The organism is Chitinophaga arvensicola, assembly GCF_900110835.1.
Classification (GTDB): domain Bacteria; phylum Bacteroidota; class Bacteroidia; order Chitinophagales; family Chitinophagaceae; genus Chitinophaga; species Chitinophaga arvensicola.
The window spans coordinates 1-21,551 of sequence record NZ_FOJG01000001.1 but is presented as its reverse complement, the minus strand read 5'-3'; the positions used below and the strand labels follow the sequence as shown (position 1 = coordinate 21,551).

General features: G+C 46.8%; 16 protein-coding genes and 1 rRNA gene. 10 read left to right on the top strand and 7 right to left on the bottom strand.

Annotated features, from left to right (window positions below):
- Positions 1-122 precede the first annotated feature (122 nt).
- Complete coding sequence (locus BMW79_RS00080; protein ID WP_089888892.1) at positions 123-974, top strand: hypothetical protein; 852 nt, start codon at positions 123-125, stop codon at positions 972-974.
- A complete protein-coding gene (locus BMW79_RS00075) occupies positions 971-4,624 on the top strand; it encodes a BamA/TamA family outer membrane protein (RefSeq protein WP_089888884.1) in 3,654 nt (1,217 codons plus the stop codon). The genes BMW79_RS00080 and BMW79_RS00075 overlap by 4 nt, the downstream gene beginning before the upstream one ends.
- An 83-nt stretch (positions 4,625-4,707) precedes the next feature.
- Here the strand turns inward: BMW79_RS00075 and BMW79_RS00070 are convergent, their stop codons facing one another.
- From BMW79_RS00070 to BMW79_RS00050, 6 genes are all read right to left on the bottom strand, one after another.
- Positions 4,708-7,047: a GAF domain-containing protein gene (locus tag BMW79_RS00070; protein WP_089888881.1), complete on the bottom strand. Its 2,340-nt coding sequence runs from the start codon at positions 7,045-7,047 to the stop codon at positions 4,708-4,710.
- Between the two features lie 222 nt (positions 7,048-7,269).
- Positions 7,270-8,493: a diaminopimelate decarboxylase gene (gene lysA / locus BMW79_RS00065; protein ID WP_089888879.1), complete on the bottom strand. Its 1,224-nt coding sequence runs from the start codon at positions 8,491-8,493 to the stop codon at positions 7,270-7,272.
- 288 nt (positions 8,494-8,781) lie between these two features.
- On the bottom strand, positions 8,782-9,180 hold the full coding sequence (locus tag BMW79_RS00060; RefSeq protein ID WP_089888876.1) for an RNA-binding S4 domain-containing protein: 399 nt from the start codon (positions 9,178-9,180) through the stop codon (positions 8,782-8,784).
- 57 nt (positions 9,181-9,237) lie between these two features.
- Positions 9,238-10,608 (bottom strand): dipeptidase, encoded by a 1,371-nt coding sequence (locus tag BMW79_RS00055; protein WP_089888873.1) that lies wholly within the window; start codon positions 10,606-10,608, stop codon positions 9,238-9,240.
- 308 nt (positions 10,609-10,916) lie between these two features.
- Entirely contained in the window at positions 10,917-11,351 is a 435-nt protein-coding gene (locus BMW79_RS33660; protein ID WP_143059035.1) for a hypothetical protein, read from the bottom strand.
- 69 nt (positions 11,352-11,420) lie between these two features.
- Complete coding sequence (locus BMW79_RS00050) at positions 11,421-11,885, bottom strand: response regulator (protein WP_089888869.1); 465 nt, start codon at positions 11,883-11,885, stop codon at positions 11,421-11,423.
- Positions 11,886-12,273: 388 nt separating this feature from the next.
- On the opposite strand from BMW79_RS00050, the gene BMW79_RS00045 reads away from it, so the two are divergent.
- The 4 genes from BMW79_RS00045 to BMW79_RS00030 all read left to right on the top strand — a co-directional run bounded on the left by BMW79_RS00045 (position 12,274) and on the right by BMW79_RS00030 (position 15,158).
- Positions 12,274-12,852, top strand: coding sequence for a LemA family protein (locus BMW79_RS00045; protein ID WP_089888866.1), 579 nt, complete (start codon positions 12,274-12,276; stop codon positions 12,850-12,852).
- An 83-nt stretch (positions 12,853-12,935) separates the two neighbouring features.
- Positions 12,936-13,394 carry a TPM domain-containing protein gene (locus tag BMW79_RS00040; protein WP_089888864.1) on the top strand — a complete coding sequence of 153 codons (459 nt, stop codon included), beginning with the start codon at positions 12,936-12,938 and terminating at the stop codon, positions 13,392-13,394.
- A 36-nt stretch (positions 13,395-13,430) separates the two neighbouring features.
- Positions 13,431-14,219, top strand: coding sequence for a TPM domain-containing protein (locus BMW79_RS34310; RefSeq protein ID WP_089888861.1), 789 nt, complete (start codon positions 13,431-13,433; stop codon positions 14,217-14,219).
- An 18-nt stretch (positions 14,220-14,237) separates the two neighbouring features.
- Positions 14,238-15,158, top strand: a complete 921-nt coding sequence (locus BMW79_RS00030) for a hypothetical protein (protein ID WP_143059034.1) — start codon at positions 14,238-14,240, stop codon at positions 15,156-15,158.
- A gap of 56 nt (positions 15,159-15,214) precedes the next feature.
- Here the strand turns inward: BMW79_RS00030 and BMW79_RS00025 are convergent, their stop codons facing one another.
- Complete coding sequence (locus BMW79_RS00025; protein ID WP_089888856.1) at positions 15,215-17,761, bottom strand: M1 family aminopeptidase; 2,547 nt, start codon at positions 17,759-17,761, stop codon at positions 15,215-15,217.
- 135 nt (positions 17,762-17,896) lie between these two features.
- Between BMW79_RS00025 and BMW79_RS00020 the strand changes: the two genes are divergently transcribed.
- The 4 genes from BMW79_RS00020 to BMW79_RS00005 all read left to right on the top strand — a co-directional run.
- A complete protein-coding gene (locus BMW79_RS00020; RefSeq protein WP_089888853.1) occupies positions 17,897-18,394 on the top strand; it encodes a biotin/lipoyl-containing protein in 498 nt (165 codons plus the stop codon).
- Positions 18,395-18,430: 36 nt separating this feature from the next.
- Positions 18,431-19,960: a DUF4476 domain-containing protein gene (locus BMW79_RS00015; protein WP_089888850.1), complete on the top strand. Its 1,530-nt coding sequence runs from the start codon at positions 18,431-18,433 to the stop codon at positions 19,958-19,960.
- A gap of 97 nt (positions 19,961-20,057) precedes the next feature.
- On the top strand, positions 20,058-20,822 hold the full coding sequence (truA, locus tag BMW79_RS00010; protein ID WP_089888847.1) for a tRNA pseudouridine(38-40) synthase TruA: 765 nt from the start codon (positions 20,058-20,060) through the stop codon (positions 20,820-20,822).
- A 541-nt stretch (positions 20,823-21,363) separates the two neighbouring features.
- Positions 21,364-21,551, top strand: a 16S ribosomal RNA gene (locus BMW79_RS00005); the annotation flags it as partial.

Genomic DNA, 21,551 nt, shown 5'->3' with positions numbered 1-21,551 from the left:
AGATAAGGAACTGCGAAATACGATACTAATAACGGTATGTTCGCCCATTCGCGTATTACAAATCGCAAATTGAACCTAAGTTACTGCATTTTTGAGTTAAATTTATGCTATAAAGTTACACTATGGATGTCCGGATCGGGTTAATCTTTCTCCTTTTTTTACTGTCTTGCAATGCGTTTAGCGACAGAGAACAAAAAGTATATGCCTCTCCCGGCGGCTATGATTTAAAGGAACCGGTAAGGTACCGGGTAAGGGAATCGATGCAGGAAATTTCCGGTATCGTGTTATTCCCCGACGAACATAAGATCATGGCCATTAACGACGAGGAAGGCCGTATTTACCAGATAGATGTGAACGCTACACAGCCCTATCCGTATTTTAAATTTGCCAAGAACGGCGACTATGAAGATATCTGCCATACTGATAGCGGCTGGTTTGTGCTGAAAAGCAGCGGCTCGTTGTTCCATGTGCAGGGTCTTTTTTCCGATAGCGTTGCCAGTGAGCACTACAAAATGGAGAAGCACGGGAAGAAGGAGTTCGAAACTACTTATTACGATCCCGCTAAGAACAGTATTATCATGATTTGTAAGAACTGTGAAGATGATAAGCGCCTGGGCGTTACCAGCGCCTATCGCTTTGATCTGGCTACCAAAACATTTGACACCTCGGCCATTTACCAGTTCAATAACCAGGAAATAGCCCGTCTCGCCGGATCAGATATGCGCTTCTTCAAACCATCTGCTGCCGCTATTCATCCTATTGAAAAACGCTTGTATATCGTAGCTTCCGTTAACGGTTTGCTCGTTATTTCCGACCTTCAGGGACATGTACAGGAAGCCTATAATCTGAAACACCGGCTATTCCTGCAACCCGAAGGACTGGCGTTTGCCCCCAACGGTGATATGTATATTTCCAACGAAGGCGGATACGACGGTACCGCCAACATTCTTAAATTTAGTTACAAGTCAAAATGATCAGATCAGCCATCATCTTTATAGCCCTATTGCTTTGCGGATATACCACCATATTGGCCCAATCGCCACAGGTGGTAAAACGTATCATCCTGATCGGCGATGCCGGTGAGCTCCATGGCAACGGTAAAAATGCCGTAGTGGATGCCGTCCGTAATACATTCGATCTGCAGGATAACCGCAATACCATCCTCTTCCTGGGTGATAACGTATATCCACACGGGGTACCCGACTCCTCCAGCCGTAAATATCCCGTTGCCAAAGAAATCATCGACTACCAGATCAACCTGGTACGGGGTACTAACGCACAGGGCTATATTATTCCGGGTAACCACGACTGGGACAAAAGCAAGCCCGATGGATGGGATATTATCCGCAATCAGCAACGGTATGTAGATTCACAACACCTGGATAACGTGCAGTTCGAGCCCAAAGAAGGATGCCCCGGCCCGGTAGAAGTGAAGATCTCTGATAATATTACACTCATCATTATGGATAGCGAATGGTGGGTATTCCCGTATCAGAAGCCGGGAGTAGAATCTTCCTGCGATTGTAAAGACAAAGACGAGGTGCTCACCAGGATCTCAGACATTGTAGCGCTGAACCGCAACAAACTGATCATTTTCGCTACCCACCATCCTTTCCGTAGTTACGGTATTCACGGTGGCTACTATACGATCAAGCAACATATCTTCCCGCTCACCGATCTGCGCCCCGCACTGTATGTGCCGTTGCCGGTGATGGGATCTATTTATCCCATTGCCCGTGGCGTGTTTGGAACACCGGAAGATATTCCCAATCCCAAATACCAGGAAATGATCAAAGGCGTAGAAGCGGCAGTGAAACCGCATGGTCCGGTCGTATTTGTGTCCGGGCATGATCATACCCTGCAGTTGATTAAGGATAGCCAGAACGCCTATGTGGTAAGTGGCAGCGGCGCTAAAAATAACCGGGTCCGCAAAGGGCCGAAATCGTTGTTCGCCACTACCGAAAATGGCTTCAGTACCCTGGAACTGATGTCCGACAGCACGGTGAGAGTGCAGTACTACATTGCAGATAAAGGCACACAGCCGGTATTCAGCGACAACCTGTTCCGGCTCCAGGATATTCCGCAACAGGCCCTCACTTATCAGCAGCCGGCAGAATTACCACCATTTGTGAAGGTGGCCGCCGACACCCAGTATAACCATGTAGGCAGTTTCCATAAATTCCTGCTCGGTGAAAATTACCGCAAAGTATGGGCTACCCCGCTCAACTTCCCCGTACTCAACCTGAAAACGGCTAAAGGCGGATTGAAGATCCTGCAAAGAGGCGGTGGTAAACAAACCCATTCCCTCCGGCTGGAAGACAGCACCGGTACCGAATGGGCCATGCGTTCCCTGAAGAAATTCCCGCTGGCGGCCATCCCCGAACTGTTGAGGGAAACCGTAGCCCGGGATGTAGTACAGGACCAGATCTCTGCCGCTAACCCTTATGCGCCACTGGCCGTAAGCGTACTGGCAGAAGCAGCCGGCGTACCCCATACCAATCCAACATTTGTATACTTACCGGTAGATAGCTCACTGGGCATTTATGCCCACGACTTCGGTAATGAAGTGTTCCTCTTTGAAGAGCGGGAACCCGTTACCGGAAAGAACGATAAAACCTATAATACGCCGAAAGTACTGGCAAAGATCTGGGGAGATAACGATGTACATGTAGACCAGAAATCCGTACTGCGCGCCCGTTTGTTCGATATGTATATCATGGACTTTGACCGGCACGACGACCAGTGGCGCTGGTACAAGGAAAAGCACAAGGGGGAAGATTACTATTACCCGGTGCCCCGCGACCGCGATCAGGCGTTCTTTATCAACAGTGGCGTGATTCCCCGTGCGGCTTCACGCCCATGGCTGCTGCCCGCTATTCAAGGCTTCCGTAATTACATCCCAGATATCAACGGTTTCAACTTTAGCACCCGCTACTTCGACCGCTCTTTCCTGAATGAAATGGATGAGAAAGACTGGCAGAAGCAAACAGAAAGACTGATCAGGAAGATGACGGACAGCGTGATTGATGCTGCTGTTAAAGCATTTCCCGATACAATCCAGTCGCTCGTAGGACCCATGATGAAAGAGCGTTTATCTGCCCGTCGCAACATCCTGGAGAAAAATACCATGAAGTACTACCGCTTCCTCGCCAAAGGCGTGGATGTTCCCGGTACAGAAAAGAATGAACTCATCACCGTTGAAAAGCAGCCTGGTGGCATGGTAGCGCTGAATATGTTTAAGATCAGCAAGAAAGGAGCCATACAGCAAAACTTCTACTCCCGCACCTTCGATCCGGCTGTCACCAAAGAAGTGAATGTATACGGCCTCGGTGGCAACGACCGCTTCGAAATAAAAGGCGATCACGCTACCCCCATCCGCATCCGGCTCATTGGCGGTAAAGATGCAGACACTTATGTGGATAGCAGCACCGTAAGGGCTGGCAAACGCATACGCATATACGATCAGAAGAACGCTAAAGATACTTTTGTCCTCACCGGCAATGAACAACGCCGTCTCTCTAACGATCCCGATAATATCAAATATAACCGTAGCGCCTTCCAATACGAGAAAACAATCCCCTTACTGGCTGGAGGCTACAACCGCGACGACGGTGTTTTACTCGGTGTTGGTTTGTCTATTACCCGCCACTCCTGGCGCAGGGAGCCATTCTCCACGCGGCACCTGTTCACCGCTACACATGCATTAGCCACCCGTGCCTGGAACTTCCGCTACGAAGGTGAATACACCGACGTTATCGGAAAAACAGACCTGCTGCTTTTCGCCCGTGCCAAAGCGCCTAATAATACCATCAACTTCTTCGGATATGGTAACGAAACAGTGTTCGATAAATCGAATGGTAAAACCATTTCCTATTATCGTGCCCGGTATAATTTCTATACCGCAGAAGCTTTGCTGAGAACAAGCGTCGGTAATCACATGACGATCGCTTATGGCCCTACGTTCAATAATTACGCCTTTAATAAGGACGAGAACGACAACCGTTTTATTACCGACTTTAAAGACAACGGGCTGGACTCTGCCGGCATCTACGCCAATAAAGCGTACGCCGGTGGTAAGATCGTGGCAACCATCGATACACGCAACAACAAGATCATTCCTACACGCGGCATCCTGTGGACTACCACTTACGCCGGTAACTTCGGTGTGAACAGCAGTAGCTATAACACCACTTCCCTGCAAAGTGACCTGAGTTTATACATGAGTTTCCGTATTCCAGCAAACTTCGTAATCGTGAGCCGCTTCGGTGGTGGTAAGTTATGGGGTAACTATGAATACTTCCAGGCGCTCACTGTAGGCGGTGTGCAGAGTCTCCGTGGCTACCGTAACTTCCGCTTCGCCGGTGATGCCAATGTATACAACAATACCGAAGTCCGTGTAAAACTCTTCGACCTGAAAACATACGTTCTGCCGGCAGGAATAGGGCTCATCGCCTTTAATGACATTGGCCGCGTATGGCGTGAAAATGAAACTTCCCACGTCTGGCATGATGGCTACGGTGGAGGTATTTACATTGCACCTATCAATGCCTTGATCATTACTGCAGTAGTAGGGCATTCAAAAGAGGAGACGGTGCCGTATGTCACGTTTGGATTTAAGTTCTGATGATAGAAGAATTAAAAAAGGAAGAGGGAGATGAATTCATCTCCCTCTTCCTTTTTATTAAATGAATGATATTCCCGTATACTCTACGCTCCAACAGGAAGCTCCATATTTACTTTCACCCGCAGCGCTTTCAATCCACTCACACCTTGCAGTTCTTCCAGGTCCAGCATTTCAATTTCCGGCATCAGTATCTTTTTACTTTGCAGGAAAGTGATATACTTTTTGAACTCCTCCATTTCACGTACATAAGAATATACCATCGCGATGGTACCTGGTTGCGTTAATCTCTCGCCGGTATCTTTCACGTGTACTTTATCGATTCTCTTTTTGATGATCTCATAACGCACATTGTACGCGCCTTCCACATCAAACCGACGTTCATCGCTACGGAAACTGATGGTGATAGGGGCGCTGTGCATCAGGATCATCTGCGTGGTTTGCAGCGGCACTTTTAATTTAGGTCCCAGCTGATGCGTGAGCCGGGCAATATGCGCCATGGAAGAAAGTTGCCACAGGCGAAGGTTGCGCAGGTAGAGTTGATCAAACTTCTTTTCCTGAGCAATAGACTGACCAATGTATATCGTATACTCTACGCCATCTGTTCTGTACTTCTCAAAGTAGCAGGGGAAAGATTGCTGTATATAGGAACGTTCTTTCTCCAGGTATTGACTGATGGCGGTATTGATGGTAGCCAGACTTTCTTCATACTCTCTCCGGTGATGATACACATGCCCTTCTGATTTATCCATTTTGGCGAAATAGTTGGCCAGTAATGGTTTCAGGTCGTCGTTGTCTTCACAAAGGTGTCGAAGTATCGGTTCTATTTCCTGGTCCATGAATTCGTTCACTTTCAGGTCTTCACCGGCTTGCAGGCTGTTGCTGAGATTTTCGAGCAGGTCGTTGGTTTTGAATTGTAGTTCTTCCAGTAAAGGAAGATGTACGGTTTGTCCAACGGTTTCAAGTGTATCACGGATTAGTTCCAGTTGCTCCTGAAGATCTTCGCGTATAGCCGTTCCCTGCTGTACAGAGGAGTTACGGATATCCACAGCGCCATAGAGCGGGTATACCTCATCAAAAGAAATGCTTTCAATATCCTTCCTGTCCTCTACCGGTGTAAGCAGGTAGTTCCAGGCGGCGTCCACAAACTTCCATTCCACGGCGGGTTGCAGGGCGGTGAACTGGTCTTTGATCACTTCGTTCAGCCGGCTCTCCAGGATATTCATGCTGCGGTTGAGCATGAGTACCAGCAGGGGATAGGTATTTTGCAGCTTCCACAACGGATCGGATGTTAACCGGTTAGGTGTGGAAGACGCCAGTTCCAGTACGCCCAGGATTTCCTTTTTATGGGTAATCGGGAATACAATGAAACTCTTGATATTCTTGATAGGCAGGTATTTCAGGAATGCGTGCGGCGCAATAGCTGTTTCATTTACATCCGGAATGATCAGTGGTACCGGGTTAGCTTGCAGATGCTCCAGCAGCAGTTGAAAGAAATGCTGTTGTTGTTTCTTGTTACCCACGCCCAGGATCGGGTCTGTATTGGAGAACTGTTCTTCCAGTACATTCTTTCCGTTCACTTTCGGGAATGGTACTACGTGCGCGGTCACATCAGGAATACCGAGTATTACCGGGATCATTTTTTCCAGGGCGGCATAACTTTCCACTTCGTTGCTGGTGCGCATGTTCATCACCAGTCCCTTGATGTTGTTAAGGGTTTCTGACTGGGTGACATCTTTCACGGTCCATATCACGAATCCTTCCAGGGAAAACATGCTGGTAGGTAGTATTTGTTGCAGGGCCTCCGGTGTGATCTGTTTGGAACAGAACAGGTCGTAGTTCAGTTCCGGCAGATCGCCGTTTACCTTCACATCTACAAACCTTGGGTCGATATTCACTTTCACATAACGCTTACCTCCGTCGGGTGTTTCCACCGTATGGATGATATCGTTTTTATAGTTCATCGGAAAATGGAATACCTTTTCCAGGATCAGTTTATAGAGCCAGGTAATTTTATCTTTTTTCACCTGTGCCATGGAGATCCCATCTGGTACAGCGGTCAGCTCGCTTCCATTACCTGAAAACAGTTGTTTAAACAGGTCGGAGTAGTGGAAGATGGCGAATTTAAAAGGCACGCCGATGCCATAAATATCCTTGGTAGCATCTGTAGTCACCGGAAAAATCGCGGCGATAAGCAGATCCAGGTATTCTTTATATTCGCTGAGATCGGTATTTGCAGGGATGGGTTTAAGTATGTTCGGGTTGCTTTCAAACTTATCAATGATCAGTTTATAGAAAGACGAGCGTGCTTCACCATCCTGAGCTACTTTTTCCTTCAAAAAGTTCAGGAAGGGAACGAATGATATGTGTGACTCAATTACCTTATCCTCGTTAAATATGCCGGGGTGTGCAGTTAAAACTTTCATATGTTCGTACAATTATAACCAAAGGCGATCCTTTTTGTGCCAGTAATAAAATAGCTTATTACAATTTACAGTAAAACATTGCAGGAGTAACAGAGGGGAGTACTAATGTAGACGCAAAGGTAGGGGAAATATTGTATCAATTCTGAATTTTGGGATCCAGGTACCTGTTACCCGGAACTATGTTCCTGATAATCAAATACCTGAATCCTAAACCCGGTGTTTTTATTGCAGTTCGATCTGGTTTCTCAGCAGATCGTCGATAGTATCACGTTTACGGATCAGGTGTGGCTTACCGTCTTTCACCAATACTTCTGCCGGTTTCAGGCGGGAGTTAAAGTTGGAAGACATTTCAAAGCCATAGGCGCCGGCGTTATAGAACACCAGGTAATCGCCTTCCCTTACTTCGTTGATCTTACGGTCCCAGCCAAAGGTGTCTGTTTCACAGATATTACCTACAACGGTATAAATCCGTTCGGTACCTTTTGGATTGGATATATTACGGATCAGGTGGAAAGCATCATAAAACATCGGTCTGATCAGGTGGTTGAAGCCTGAATTCACCCCTACAAATACATTAGCCGTTGTTTGCTTGATCACATTGGCTTTTACCACAAAGTAGCCGCTCTGGCTCACCAGGAACTTTCCTGGTTCAAACCACAGCTGCAGTGGACGCACATATGATTTTGCAAAATTGTTAAACGCCTCACTCAGTTTCTTGCCGAGCAGGTCGATATCCGTTTCCGGATCGCCCTGTTGGTAAGCTACTTTAAATCCGCTGCCCAGGTCAATAGATTCCAGGTCAGGGAAGTGCTGTACCATTTCAAACATTACCTCTACACCACGCAGGAACACATCTACATCCTTGATTTCAGAGCCGGTATGCATGTGCAGGCCCGTTACTTTCAGTTTAGTAGAATTAATAATGCGTTCAATATGACGCATCTGGTGGATAGAGATACCGAATTTGCTGTCGATATGCCCGGTGGAGATCTTAAAGTTTCCACCAGCCATGATATGTGGGTTCAGGCGGATGCAGATCGGGTAGCTGCCGCCGAACTTATTACCAAACTGCTCCAGGATGGAGAGGTTGTCAATATTGATGATTACACCCAGGTCTTTCGCTGCAATAATTTCCTGCAGGTCCACACAGTTGGGGGTAAAGATGATATTCTTCGGATCAAAACCAGCCTTCAGGCCCAGTTGTACTTCCTGGATGGATACGGTATCCAGGCCGCAACCGATGGAGTTGATGTACTTAAGGATATTGATGTTGGTCAATGCCTTACAGGCGTAGAAAAAGCGGGTGTCAGCCTTATGGAAAGCCTTCTGCAGCTTTTCATACTGGGTTTTAATCTTTTCTGCATGGTATATATATACCGGGGTACCAAATTCTTCTGCCACTTTCACGAGAAAGTCGGCATTAAGTACGTCGCTTTGTTTAGGCATTGAAAATCCTTAGTTTAAGAATGAGGATGCAAAATTACTACGCAAAAGTGAGAAATTATAAAAAAAGGAAGAATCAGGGTGGTAGCGGGATACTAATCGTTGTAATTAGTAAATTCGGAATTTACGGAATCGTACCGGTTCGACAGAACTGTCTTACTAATCCATCTTCAGCATCGCTGAAATGAAGAAAATAAGAGACCTGGCATGGGAAGTACAGGCAGATCTGAAAGACAGGCTGTAAGAAAAGCAAAGGCCCTCTGAAATACAAGGAGGAGCCTTGCTGAATAATTATTCTTCTTCATCCCCTTCCATAAAACCTTCGATACTTCTCCGGTCTTTCTTGGTAGGACGGCCAATTTTACTCTGGCGTTTACCGGTCTGGAACACAGACGGAACAAAGGCCGGGGCGAGTTTATCTTCGTCAGGGGTATTATCAATATAATATTTGATGGCTTCCGGATAGGCTACTCTGTTGGAAATGAGGCCGGTCACTTCTATCACCCATTTGCGGGCTTCGCTTCTCACTTCGAATTTATCGCCAATATTCACTGGTTTAGCGGCTTTTACAGAAGAGCCGTTCAGTTTTACTTTACCGCCGTCGCAGGCATCTGCAGCCTGGCTGCGGGTTTTAAACACCCGGATAGACCAGAGGTATTTATCTACGCGTACTTTTTCGGTATTACTCATGTTAAAATCGTTTAGCTTTCAGCGGTTAGCCGGTAAAACTAACCGCTGAAAGTTTATCTATTTGCTCATTTCCGCAAAGTATTTGTGGAAATAAGGAATGGTTTCAATGCCTTTGTAGTAGTTAGCCAAACCATATTTCTCGTTGGGAGAGTGCAGGTTGTCGCTATCCAGACCAAAGCCCATCAGTACTGTTTTCAGTCCCAGTTCCTTTTCAAACAGGGCTACGATAGGAATGCTACCGCCGCCGCGTACCGGAATCGGATCTTTACCGAAAGTAGCATTGATGGCCTGGTGAGCTGCCTTGAATGCTACAGAGTCGATCGGTGTAACATACGGGCTGCCGCCGTGATGCTTGGTCACTTTCACTTTCACGCTCTTTGGCGCAATCGCTTCAAAGTGTTTGGTAAACAGGTCGGAGATCTCGTGCCAGTCCTGGTTGGGAACGAGGCGCATAGAGATTTTCGCAAATGCCTTGGAAGGTAATACAGTTTTAGAACCTTCGCCGGTGTAACCACCCCAGATACCGTTCACTTCCAGTGTAGGACGGATACCGGTTCTTTCGATAGTGGAATATCCCTTTTCACCCCAAACGTCGTCTACACCGAGATCTTGCTTATATTCCTCTTCGTCGAACGGAGCAGCGTTAAGGGCGGCTCTTTCTTCTTCGGTCAGCTCCTGTACTTTATCGTAGAAACCTGGAATGGTGATATGGTTATTATCATCATGCAGGGAAGCAATCATTTTAGCCAGGATGGTAGCAGGATTGGCCACAGCGCCACCATATACACCACTGTGCAGGTCGCGGTTAGGGCCGGTTACTTCTACTTCCATGTAGGCCAGTCCGCGAAGACCGGTATCGATAGACGGATTTTCCAGGCTGATCATAGAAGTATCTGAAATCAGCACCACGTCTGCTTTCAGGCGTTCCTTGTTATCTTTCAGGAAGATGCCAAGATTCGCAGAACCCACTTCTTCTTCACCCTCAATCATAAACTTGATATTACAGGGAATAGTGTTGGTCTTGTTCATGGTTTCAAAGGCTTTTACGTGCATGTAAAACTGGCCTTTGTCGTCCGCGCTGCCACGGGCATATATATTACCATCTTTAATCACCGGTTCAAACGGGCCGCTATGCCACAGATCCAGCGGATCTGCAGGCTGTACGTCGTAGTGACCATATACCAGTACGGTAGGTAAGGAAGGATCTATGATCTTTTCTCCATAAACAATCGGGTGACCAGCAGTCTGACACACTTCTACCTTATCCGCGCCGGCTTCTTCCAGGCGCAGTTTTACTGCTTCCGCACATTGCTGGGTATCTTTATTGTGACGGGAATCCGCACTCACAGAAGGAATGCGTAACAGCGCCAGTAATTCATCCAGGAAACGATCTTTGTTCTCTGCCTGGTAATCTTTCCAAACTTGCATGATTCTAGGAAATTAAGTTCACAATGTGGTGCAAGTTAAAGTAAAATCAACATTCAGAAATTGCGGGCCCGGAGGATTATGATAAACGGAACCTTTCATTTTTAGATGATTTCCAAGCCCCCATATGCTCCTTTTAGACAAACCATCAGAGGGAGTGCCCGGGTGTTTGAATATCTTTCAATGCGTAATACTATCTCTTTAGAAAACTACTAAATATCCCCGGCAATCACCCTTTACATTTTCAATATTTTCGTGAAAATTGTTAACTCCATGGCTACATAAGCGGGATCCTCCCATTTACAGGAAAATTAGGTAATATAATAGGCTACCGGAGAAACGGTACTTATTTTGTCCGTTCCATGCCCGAAACGGTAAAGCAAACAGCCGCCACCCGGCAGGCTGCCCGCGATTTCGGGATCGCAAGCCAGAAAGCTAAGCTCTTGAGGCAGGCTATCACTCCGCACCTGGATTTCTTGCCTGATGGTTCGTAAAGAATATGTATAGCTACCCGGATCAGCTTCGCCACCCGGAAAATCATCTACAGCAGTATAACTGCAGTGACGATCGATCTTTATGCTCCTTTTAATGGACTTACGTTTAATGTGGATATCCCCGGAAAGGGAACAGGGATGATGGTTTTGCAGATAAGCTATGTCTGGTGTATTAATACCGGGAGCATCGTCATGTATTGATAAAGGAATACCTGTTGCACCCTTTTTCAAGGTGCAATCTTCCATTTTCAAGCACACAGGAAATGCAGCTGCTCCCTTTCTCAGGGGGCAACCCCTCTTTCTTCACTGCCAGGAAAATGATCAGGAAATCAGTTTCTGCCTTACCAAAAACTCCAGCTTTTGGTTTACATCCAGCAATTTGGCGGTTAATTCTTTATTCTCCTTCCGAAGGGCGTACACCTCATAAGCTTTGTCAATGTTGTGTTTCAGCTCCTCTTCGTTCCAGGGTTTGGAGAAATACTTGTAAACCTGTCCTTTGTTGATCGCATCTACTACCGCATTAATATCGGCATAACCAGTAAGCAGCATACGTATAGGCTCGGGGTACCTTTCCAGTATAGACTCAAAAAATTCTATCCCGGTCGTTTTGGGCATTCGCTGATCCGAGATAATGATGTGAAATTCCTGTTCTGCCAGCAGCTTCTCTGCTTCCTCTGCAGATGTTGCTGTGACTACATTGTACATCCGTCTGAATGAAGCCTTGAAGGCATTCAGATTGTGTATTTCATCATCAATATAGAGTATATGGATGTGTTGTGCACTCATTTAAGCAGACTTAGTTCCAAGTTATTGATAATAAATGAGTTAGAAACAATGAAACCTTCGATATCGATTTTGTATCCATTCTGCCCCATTCACCTTAAATCATATAGTAAAACGTTCAACGTTTTGTACATAGCAAAGGTACATATAAACATACTGTTTTATGATGAATATTTCAAGGATGATTGAACTTTTTTAAAAAATTGCCGTTTCCTTATCCAATAGCGATTTAGTGGGGGAGTTTCCATATTTTCGTGTAGTTATGAAAAGCAAGCGTTTACCGCTTTTTTTATAGCATTCACCGGTGAAAAAACTACTTACACCGGCAAGCGGGAAAACGGGAATACGTTTTGCATATTTGCCGGTACTCAAATTTTAAATTATAACTCAGATGAAAACAGGAATTATTGTTATCGTAGTTGTCGCTTTGTTAGTCATGTTAGGCTGTGGAAAGTACAACGGCCTCGTAACGAAAGATGAAAATGTGAAGAACAAATGGGGCGTAGTTCAAAGTAGCTATCAACGCCGTGCTGACCTGATCCCTAACCTCGTAGCTACTGTAAAAGGTGCTGCTAACTTCGAAACTGAAACCCTCGAAAAAGTGATCCAGGCACGCGCCAGCGCTACCCAGATTAAAGTAGATGTAAATGATCTGAGCCCTGAAAAAATTCAACAATACCAGGCTGCCCAGGGACAATTAAGCCAGGCACTCGGCCGCTTACTCGCCGTATCTGAAGCTTATCCTGACCTGAAAGCCAACGCCAACTTCCAGAACCTCCAGGCACAACTGGAAGGAACGGAAAACAGGATCAACGTTGCCCGCAACGACTTCAACGATGCCGTAAATGTGTATAACAGCTCCGTACGTACCTTCCCGAACAACATCGTGGCCGGTATCACAGGCTTTAAACAGAAAGGCTACTTCGAAGCTGCCGCCGGTTCCGAAAACGCACCACAGGTAAAATTCTAATAACAGCCGAAAAGATATGCTGTTCCAGGGATGCCGGCCTAATCACCGGCATCCCAAGTTACAGTCATCAAAAAATATAAAGCATGCGCATTTTCCCTTTTAAACGAAAAGAGATTTTTTCAGAAACGGAGAAAGAAAGATTAGTGCAGGCTATCCGGGTAGCTGAACGGCTCACCTCCGGAGAAATCAGGTTGTTTGTAGAAAGCCATTGCAGTTACGTAAATCCCATCGACAGAGCGAAAGAAGCTTTCGACTCCCTCGACATGGGCAAAACAAAACTCCGCAATGGCGTATTGGTATATGTGGCCATTAAAGACCGGCAGTTTGCCATCCTGGGCGACCAGGGCATTCATGAGAAAGTGGGAGACGACTTCTGGGTTAAAGAAGCCGACCTCATGATCAGCCACTTTCAGGATAATCGTATTATCGATGGCATTGAAGCATGCATTGAGGAAATCGGCGCTTCACTCCGCACCTATTTCCCGCATGAAGCCGGCAATGATGAGAATCAACTGCCCGACGATATCGTCTTCGGCAGATAAACGCCACTCTTTTTAAACGATTTTAGCTTTGATACAATGAGGATACTACGCTGGTTTTTACCGGGATTATTAATGATGGCAGGTCTGCTGGCGAATGCCCAGAACATACCGCCCCGGCCTAATCCTCCAACTTTAGTAAATGACTTCGCAGGTGTATTGCTGAAAAATGAAGACGACGCACTCGAACATAAAGTAGTCGCATACTTCGACAGCACCTCCACCCAGATTGCCGTGGTAACGCTCAAGTCAATAGGCGATTACGATATCAGTCAGGTATCATTAAAAATATTACGCGATTGGGGAATAGGATCCAAAGGCAAGAACAATGGTATCCTTATTCTTGTTTCAGTAGAAGATAGAAAGATCAGGATAGAAACGGGCTATGGAATGGAAGGTGCAGTGCCAGACGCTGTGGCCAACGAAATCATTGCCCAGATCATCAAACCAGCTTTCAGGGAAGGCCATTATTATGAAGGACTCGACGGCGCGGTAGATGCCATTGTGAAAGCAGCAGCCGGAGAGTACAAAGCAGACCCGAAACAAAGTAAACCCGGTATCAGCGCCGGTGGACTGTTCATCCTCATCATGATTATCGTTATTGTTGTGTCCCTCATCAGCCGCGGTGGTGGCGGTGGCGGCAGAGGTGGTGGTACCACCTACAACAGACGCGGTGGCTGGATCTGGCCGGTAATAGGCGGCATGGGCGGCTTCGGCGGTGGTAGCAGCGGCGGCGGCGGTTGGTCCGGCGGCGGTGGAGGAGGTGGTGGCTTCGGCGGCTTCGGAGGAGGCTCCGGTGGCGGCGGTGGCGCCAGTGGCAGCTGGTAATAGCATGAAAACTATTTTATGTCATATGTGCATGTGTTAAACGGAGATGCGATTCTACCCTTGTTTCAACAAAGCGGGGTGCCAGGAGAAGTAGTGGTTTGCAGGGAAATGATGTGCGAAGGAAAAGTAAAGTATACCAACAACCTGCCCGAATTCTTTGAAAGCCGCGCCAAACATCTCGAATTCCATTACGGAATAGATAAACAAACTTATTATACCAATGTAGTACAGGAGCTGGAGAAATTAGATCTCTCCGGCTCCCATGCTGATGAAATCGTTCTCTGGTTTGAATACGATCTGTTTTGCCAGATCAATATGCTATTCATTCTTCACTACCTCAGCAGTAAATTGCCTGCACTACCTACCATCAGCCTGGTAGACCTCCATCACCATCCCGATGTGTCAGATTTTCCTAAACTGTTTGAACAGCGTGTTACTCTTCAGCCCGACGACCTTCAATGGGCCGCCGATGTATGGGATGCATGGTGCCTCCCCACGCCACAGGTGCTGGAAACTATCAGTAAACTATCTGCCGGAAATCTCAAACACCTTCCCGCTGCTATTACCGCCCATCTGAAAAGATTTCCTGATCTCAATACCGGACTCAGTACCATCGAAAACTACTTCCTGCTCCGCCTGGTGCTGGGAAGCTACCGCTGGTACGACCTCTACATGCTGTTCTGGGATGAACTCGAAATATATGGCTTCACCAACTTTCAACTCGATATTCTCATCCATCGTATGGTGAATGCAGGCGTGCTGGAAGAACACGACCAGATGCTGAAAATTACCAGCCTGGGGAGGGAAATACTGGAGGAAGAAGAAAATTATCTGGACTATGTATCGCTCGAACACCGCTGGCTCGGTGGCGTGCGACTCGCCACCACAGCCTGGCGCTGGGACCCCGACATCAACGGACTGGTGGAAATTGATTTGTAAAAGAAAAGGGAGATACCACAACGGCATCTCCCTTTTGCTTTATCATTTACCCGGAATTACCGGATGGTCTTCTTAATTTCTTCAGATGTTTTCTTGAAATAATCCGCCTGTTTGTACAGCGCCTCACGGTTATCACCGGAAACAGCGGTGGCTTCCTGTGATTTGGCCTTGCTGATCTCCTGCATCCAGTTACTGATGTAGGTGCTTACCTGTGAGTTGTTAAACTGCACGGTCATGGCTTTTACCTGGTCCACGCCTTTGATTACGGCTGCGGTATTGTTGACTTTTGATAAGAAACCAAGGTAGTCAAAAGCCGCATTCAGCTTGTCCTGGCCAGAGGTTTCATCAAATTTGGTGGCTACAAAGTCCACATCTGCCGGATTACCTTTCCTCGCATACACCCCTGCAATCGCATTTACCAGTTTACCACGGGTATCGCTTTCCAGTGTTTTGGCGATGTTGTAGGCTTTGTCCAGGTCCAGTGTGGCCAGCCCTTCCAGGCCGGCTGCTGCTACACCGTATGATTTTTCTTTTGTAGCTGCTTCGAATAAGGAAGCATACGCAGGATCTTTCAGTTCACCCAGTTGTTGCAGGGCGGCAGCACGTGTCAGTGAACTTGGGTCCTGTTTGGCCAATTCCAGCAAAACAGGCAGGGCAGCAGATTTCACCGCCTCATTGCCCATGTTCAGTTTACCAATGGCATATGTTCTTAAACCATGATATTTGTCTTTCAATGCCAGTACCAGCAGTTTCACCGCTTCGGGGTTGGTGGCCTGTGCGTCTGCTGCTTCGTCGATAGCAATATGCCGATCCATATAATTAGGCGCATGTGCATACTGGAAAGCATAGGTGCTGAAAGCACGGTGGTCATCTATCTTGGCCAATACTACTTTATCTGCATCCACATTCACCAGGTCCGGTTTGGTGTTATAAGAATAGGTAAAGGAATCAACCCTGTTTTCCATGAAGATGTTGTGACGCTCCGTTTTACCACCAGCATAAATATCAATAGCCATTGGAATATGCCACACTTTATCTTCCTTCTGGATCTGTTGCAGGATCACGGTCACTGTTTTCGCAGCTTCGTTATACTTGTAGCTGATATCCAGTTGTGGGAAGCCTTTGCCGAAATACCACTCGTTGAAGAACCAGTTCATATCACGACCGGTTACTTCCTCTACGGCTAAACGAAGTTGATGTGCTTCTGTTGCCTTGAAAGCATTTGTTTTCAGGTAAACGTTCAGTGACTTGAAGAAGGCGGAATCACCGATGGCATTGCGCAGCATATGCAGGATCCGGCCACCTTTCTGGTATGTGATCTGATCAAACATATCTTCCCTGTCGCGGTAGTGGAAACGCACCAGGTCTTTGTCGCCGGAATACTGTACCATAGACATATAGGACTGAGTAGCCTCCAGGCTGTGTTCATCTGCGGCGTCCTTACCGTACTTATGTTCCAGCCACAGGTATTCGCTGTAGTCGGCAAATGATTCGTTCACCGTGAGGTTGCTCCAGGACTCAGCAGTAGCGAGATCGCCAAACCAGTGGTGAAACAATTCGTGCGCAATTACGCTTTCATTGTAGTTGTTGTTGTCCAGCAGTTCACGGTCTGTTTTCTGCATAAACTCTCCGTGCAGGGTGGCCGTGGTATTTTCCATAGCACCGGAAACGTAGTCGCGGCCGGTGATCTGAGAGTATTTCACCCAAGGATAATCGTAGCCTAATATTTTAGAGTAGAAGGTGAGCATTTCAGGTGTGTTGCCAAAAATGTTCTTCGCATATTTTTCGTAGGGCTTTTCTACGTAGTAGTTTACTTCCTTTCCGCGCCAGGTATCTTTTACAATGGCATAGTCGCCTACAGCCATCATAAACAGGTAAGGGGAGTGGGGGAGATCCATCTTCCAGGTATCGGTACGGGTACCGTCTGCATTGTTTTTCTGGCTTACCAGTTTACCGTTGGAAAGGGTTACGTATTTCTTTTCTACGGTCATGCTGAGTTCCTGGGTACATTTCTGGTTGGTTTTATCGATCGTTGGAAACCAGGCAGAGGAACTTTCTGTTTCACCCTGTGTCCAGATCTGGGTGGGCTTTTTAGGATCTTTACCATCGGGATTAATAAAATATAATCCTTTGGCATCGGAAATAGCGGCGCTGCCCTTTACTTTCAGCTCATCGGGTTTGGCGGTATAGCTGATATAAATGATATATGATTCAGTGGCTTTGTAGCTCTTATCGAGTGCGATATGCAGTTGCAGGCTGTCGTAGCTGTATTTCAGCGGACTGTTCTTGCCTGCTTTTACTACGGCTACTTCTTTAATGTCCATGCCTTTGGCATCCAGGGTAAGGGAGTCGGTGGCATAGAAATGAGGTTTCAGGGTAATCCAGGCTTTGCCGTACAGGTAGCGTTTGGCATAGTCAAAACGTACGTCCAGCTTGGTGTGTACGAGATCATTCACTTTGGTGGCAGATGCCCGGTAAATCTTTAGTGCGGGGTCTTCCTGGGCAGCTTTATCGGATTGGGCCATCAGGGAAGTACTCATTCCCAGTCCGGCGATTCCTCCGATCAGCATCCCCATCAGGGATTGCTTCAGATATTGATTCATGTAAAAGACTGTTTTAAACAAATGTATCGGCTTGAACCGATTTAAAAGTGTCAAATTTAAACAAATGGGCCAAATATGAGGTAAGTGGTTAAAAATGCTATTTTTGTTATGCTTACGGGCCCATAAAACAGCATTATGATCAAAGCAATAGTGAATGGCAAATCTACATTTGCCGTGAATAACGATTCAAAGTTGGCAGTCGATAACCAGGAAGTAGCCTGGTCTGCTGTGAAGCTGCCCTCCGGCGATTATAGTATTATCATGGACGGAAAGAGCTATCTGGCGCAGGTTTTAAGAATCGAGAAAGATACCAAGACCGTCGTTTTACAGGTAAATCAGCAACAGTTTGAAGTGGCTGTTGAAGAGCCGATCGACCAGCTGCTGGCGGCCATGGGCATTAAAGATGCCATGACTAAAAAGGTAAATGACATCAAGGCGCCCATGCCCGGATTGGTACTGAAAGTGCTCGTTACGCCAGGACAGGCCATCCGTAAGGGAGATCCGGTATTGATCCTGGAGGCCATGAAGATGGAAAATGTATTCAAGGCCAGTGCTGATGCCACCGTAAAGGAAATCAAGGTAACGGAGCGCACCGCAGTGGAAAAAGGCGAAGTGCTGATCGTGCTGGAATAATATTTGCACAAGGAAAGTTTTATACCAATCAATAGTATGCATCTTAAATACAGGACAGTAATATTCGTATGGGCATGTCTGTTGCTCTGCGGCCGGTTGTGGGCGCAGGATCAGCGGCACTACGTATATATTCAGAGCGAGAAGGGGCAGCCGTTTTATGTAAAGCATAACGGCAAAGTGTTAAGTTCCACAGAGCGGGGCTATATCATTATCCCGCAGCTGGAAAACGGAACAGCCCCTATTACCGTGGGTTTCGCAGGTAAAGATTCTAAAGAAGCACAGTTCAATGTGAGAGTAGCCAAGAACGACCAGGGTTTCTTACTGAAGCAATCCGGTGAATCCGGCTATTCCTTATATAACCTGCAAACCTTTCGCGAACTCAAGTCGGATGCAGGAGATGGCGCGCTGGCGGTAGCCACGCCCGCGCCGGCAGCAGTAGAACCGGAACTGGATACGGCTAAAAAGGAAATGATGGCCAATCTCCAGAAGGACCTGGAAACTACTTTTGCCGATAAGGCCATTGTAACAGGGCCCTCGCCCTCAAAACCCGCTGCAGCTAAATCTGCGAATCCGTTCTCTTCCGCACTCGATAAGGTAGTAGTGACTGGCGACGACAGGAACGAGCCGGAGCCGGAAGTGAAGAAAGAAGCAGCAGTAGCCGTTACGGATGCTCCGCCGGTAGCCGCAGATGGAGAAGTGAAGAAGTCGAAAGGTAAGAAGCATAAAAATGGCCGTGAGCCTTTATCAGAAGAAGAACAGGCTATTTTGAATGAGGTATTGGCAGAAGAAGGTAAAACCGCTGCCAGTGAAGCTGCGGCAGACGATGCGGCGAAAGCCGTTGCTACAGAAGAACCTGCACCGGCAAAGAAATCAAAGAAGCATAAGGCAAAGGAAGGTGATCCTGATTTCATAGAATTCCAGGATGATAAAGCGCCAACCGCAGTAGAAGCCGCTGCCACCACTACGCCTATTGTGGTAGAAGTGCCGGTAGTAGCTGCAGAAGAAACACCTACACCCGCCAAAAAGAAGAAGAAAAAGATCTTTGACGATACCGAACATCCGGCCAACATCATTACTGATTCCAGCGGATACGGCATCGCTATAACAGACGAAGCGCCGGCAAAGAGCAGCAAGAAGAAAAAGAAACGTGGAGACGACGAAGAGACAGCAGCAGTGTCGGTTGATGCAGCCGGGGCGCCGGTTGGCGCGGCAGTAGCTGCTGAAGAAACCACATCTTCCAAAAAGAAAAGCGGCACACGCCTCGTAAATTCCGATTGCGCCAATATCATGGACGACGCTACTTTCCGGAAGGTACTCCGCAAGTTTGTGGCAGCCAGAACGGATAACAGCATGATCGATGTGTTCCAGAAGCAAACCCGCAACTATTGCCTGGAAACAGCACAGATCAAAACGCTGGTACAGTTGCTCACTGCAGACGATACCCGCTACCGCCTGCTGGATGCGGCTTATTCCAAAACATATGATACTGAAAAATATGGCTCCCTGGAGACACTGTTAATAGATGACTATTACAGAGGCAGGTTCAAAGCCATGATACATAAGTAATATCATCTTCATTTTTACGGAGTTATGGGAAGCGACGGCTGACCATAACTCCGTATTTCATTTCAGATAGTGGGTAATTCTTTAATTTCGCCCCCATATGAACAGGTACTTTATAGAAGTAGGATATAAGGGGGCGCAGTACAGCGGGTTCCAGGTACAGGAAAATGCACATTCCGTACAGGCGGAGATTGACAGGGCGCTGGGTATATTATTCCGGTCGCCCATAGAAACTACGGGATCCAGCAGAACCGATGCCGGTGTAAATGCGCAGCAGAACTTCCTGCACTTTGATACGGAGCTGCCCCTGCATCCGCAGTTTCTATATAAGATCAATGCTATTCTGCCGGATGATGTGGTGCTGAGGGCTATTTACCAGGTACCGGAAGATGCCAACAGCCGCTTTGCGGCATTGTCGCGCTCTTATGAATATACCCTTTACACGCATAAAGATCCTTTTCTGAAAGACCGTGGTTACTTCTTTCCCTATAAGATGAACATCGCTGCATTGGAAGAAGCGGCGGAAGTGATCATGGGGTACAGCGACTTTACTACGTTCTCCAAACGCAATTCACAGGTGAAGACACATATATGTAAGATTACGGAGTCGCGCTGGACGGTAGACGGTGAGCGTATAGTCTATAACGTTACAGGGAACCGTTTCCTGCGGGGAATGGTGCGCGGGCTGGTGGGCACCATGCTGAGAGTGGGGCGTGGTAAGCTTTCCATGGATCAGTTCAGACAGGTGATTGAGAGCCTGGATTGTACCAATGCTGATTTTGCAGTACCTCCACAGGGCTTGTTTTTGATGAACGTGAGATATCCTGATGGGCTTTTGCAGCCAATAAGCTTTGATCGCCAATAATTCTTTGTCTCTGTAACCCTTTGTCGTAAAGGGTTACAGAGATTGTTTAAAAATAGTTAGTCCAAATAGTTGGAAGTGTTAAAAATCCGCCTACCTTTGCGCTCCGCTTTGATAGAAAGCACGCACACAAAAAGCTCTTTTCTTACACTTATTTACGGAATGCGGAATAGCCGCTAACACCTGGTAGCAGTGGTTCTGCTGACAGACTTCACCCGGAAATAAATTTTTAAAAAATCTTTAAAAAGATTTGGTAGAAATGAAAAGTTGATTACCTTTGCAACCCCAACAACAACGGGGCAACAAACGGAAAGCAAATGTTGCGAAATTGAAATAAGATGTTTGACGAAAGCGTCACAGAGATCGGATCTCACACATCATCTACCGGTTAGTAATAACCGATAAGTTCTTTGAAAGATTGGAAACAACAGCACGATTCAAATTAGTGATAGTTTGAATCAAAAAACAGGTAATGTACAGCTAAACATAATTAATAGATCACCGATTGATTTCGAGAGAAATTAGTCAGTATCAAAACTTCTTTACAATGGAGAGTTTGATCCTGGCTCAGGATGAACGCTAGCGGCAGGCCTAATACATGCAAGTCGAGGGGCAGCACAGGTAGCAATACTGGGTGGCGACCGGCAAACGGGTGCGGAACACGTACGCAACCTTCCTTCAAGCGGGGAATAGCCCAGAGAAATTTGGATTAATACCCCATAAGAATGTGGA

Excerpts from the sequence above, each read along its gene's own strand:
- BMW79_RS00015 (WP_089888850.1), top strand. The coding sequence starts at position 18,431 with ATGCATCTTAAATACAGGACAGTAATATTCGTATGGGCATGTCTGTTG.
- truA (WP_089888847.1), top strand. The coding sequence starts at position 20,058 with ATGAACAGGTACTTTATAGAAGTAGGATATAAGGGGGCGCAGTACAGC.
- BMW79_RS00075 (WP_089888884.1), top strand. The coding sequence starts at position 971 with ATGATCAGATCAGCCATCATCTTTATAGCCCTATTGCTTTGCGGATAT.
- BMW79_RS00025 (WP_089888856.1), bottom strand. The coding sequence starts at position 17,761 with ATGAATCAATATCTGAAGCAATCCCTGATGGGGATGCTGATCGGAGGA.
- BMW79_RS00050 (WP_089888869.1), bottom strand. The coding sequence starts at position 11,885 with ATGAGTGCACAACACATCCATATACTCTATATTGATGATGAAATACAC.
- BMW79_RS00030 (WP_143059034.1), top strand. The coding sequence starts at position 14,238 with ATGTCATATGTGCATGTGTTAAACGGAGATGCGATTCTACCCTTGTTT.
- BMW79_RS00020 (WP_089888853.1), top strand. The coding sequence starts at position 17,897 with ATGATCAAAGCAATAGTGAATGGCAAATCTACATTTGCCGTGAATAAC.
- lysA (WP_089888879.1), bottom strand. The coding sequence starts at position 8,493 with ATGCCTAAACAAAGCGACGTACTTAATGCCGACTTTCTCGTGAAAGTG.
- BMW79_RS00040 (WP_089888864.1), top strand. The coding sequence starts at position 12,936 with ATGCGCATTTTCCCTTTTAAACGAAAAGAGATTTTTTCAGAAACGGAG.
- BMW79_RS00070 (WP_089888881.1), bottom strand. The coding sequence starts at position 7,047 with ATGAAAGTTTTAACTGCACACCCCGGCATATTTAACGAGGATAAGGTA.
- BMW79_RS34310 (WP_089888861.1), top strand. The coding sequence starts at position 13,431 with ATGAGGATACTACGCTGGTTTTTACCGGGATTATTAATGATGGCAGGT.
- BMW79_RS00060 (WP_089888876.1), bottom strand. The coding sequence starts at position 9,180 with ATGAGTAATACCGAAAAAGTACGCGTAGATAAATACCTCTGGTCTATC.
- BMW79_RS00055 (WP_089888873.1), bottom strand. The coding sequence starts at position 10,608 with ATGCAAGTTTGGAAAGATTACCAGGCAGAGAACAAAGATCGTTTCCTG.
- BMW79_RS00080 (WP_089888892.1), top strand. The coding sequence starts at position 123 with ATGGATGTCCGGATCGGGTTAATCTTTCTCCTTTTTTTACTGTCTTGC.
- BMW79_RS00045 (WP_089888866.1), top strand. The coding sequence starts at position 12,274 with ATGAAAACAGGAATTATTGTTATCGTAGTTGTCGCTTTGTTAGTCATG.